1 pseudogene is annotated in these 1,142 nt (G+C 62.9%); it reads left to right on the plus strand.

The annotated features are described in order from the left end of the window. A pseudogene (locus AC1D15_RS33465) lies at positions 1–1,142 on the plus strand (pilus assembly protein); the annotation flags it as partial.

The raw sequence follows: 1,142 nt of genomic DNA on the forward strand, positions 1-1,142 counted from the left end.
GTCTCCTTCAGCTACTACCCGGCCACCTTCTGGGTCCCTGAAGTCTGCACCGTGTCCGCGAATGACCCGACCTGTGCCACCGCTTACGACGGCGGGAMATTGAAGCGGTATGAAATCAAGTCCGGCAACACCTTCCCATCGGGGCGCAGCTATGCCGACGAATTGCAGAACTTTGCCAACTGGTTCCAGTACTACCGAAAACGCAAGCTGACCTTGGCGGCCTCGATGGGCAAGATCCTGCAGCGCATCGACGGCATCAACCTCGGCACCGTCTCCTTCTCGAATCAGGTCGCAGGCACGGGTCTAATCGCTCCGACGATGTACGACATGGACTCAACCACACCGAGCACCGGCTATCAAGCTGCACTCGCTCCCTTCTACCGAAGCAACGCGAGCAGTTCGACGCCGACGCGCAAGGTGCTGAGGTACATCGGCCAGCAATTCAGCGGCAGCACGATCGTGGGGTACGCGTGCCAACGCAACGCCGCACTGATTGCCACCGACGGCTATGCCGACGATGCAGCCGCTGCCGCCCCGAGCTACGACGCCTCGTTGTATGGCAACAATCGCCCGCCGTTTGCCACGACCTACGCTGGCACGCTCGCCGACCTGGCCCTGTCCTACTACACGAATAACCTGCGTCCCGCGATGTCGACGGGCAGGGTGCCGACCTCCGACAGCGATGCAAATCCGAACCTGCACATGACGACCTATGCGGTGTCGATCGGGTCCAAGGGCAACCTGTGGCCGGCTACTGCGGCACCGACCACGGCCTCCCCCGCCAGCTTCTGGCCGGCAACCACCTTCGGCACTGCCGGTGCCAATGCATCTGCGATCGACGAGCTGTGGCATGCGACGATCAACGGCCGCGGCGAGATGTTTCTCGCAACAACACCCGATGCGACCGCCGACGCCATGCAGGCCGCCTTCGACTCGATCCGGTCACAACGCGCCGGGGAGGCCAGCGCCAGTGTCGGTTCAGCCAACCTGACACGAAGCAACGGCAAGGTCTACGCGACCAGCTACAACGTCAGCGGCTGGACCGGTGACCTGGGTGCCTACCCGATCGACAGCACGACCGCCGTGATCACCTACACGACGAGCTGGTGGGCGAGCACCCAATTGTCCAGCAGGAACTGGAC

Source organism: Rhizobacter sp. P2_H2 (genome assembly GCF_056403375.1).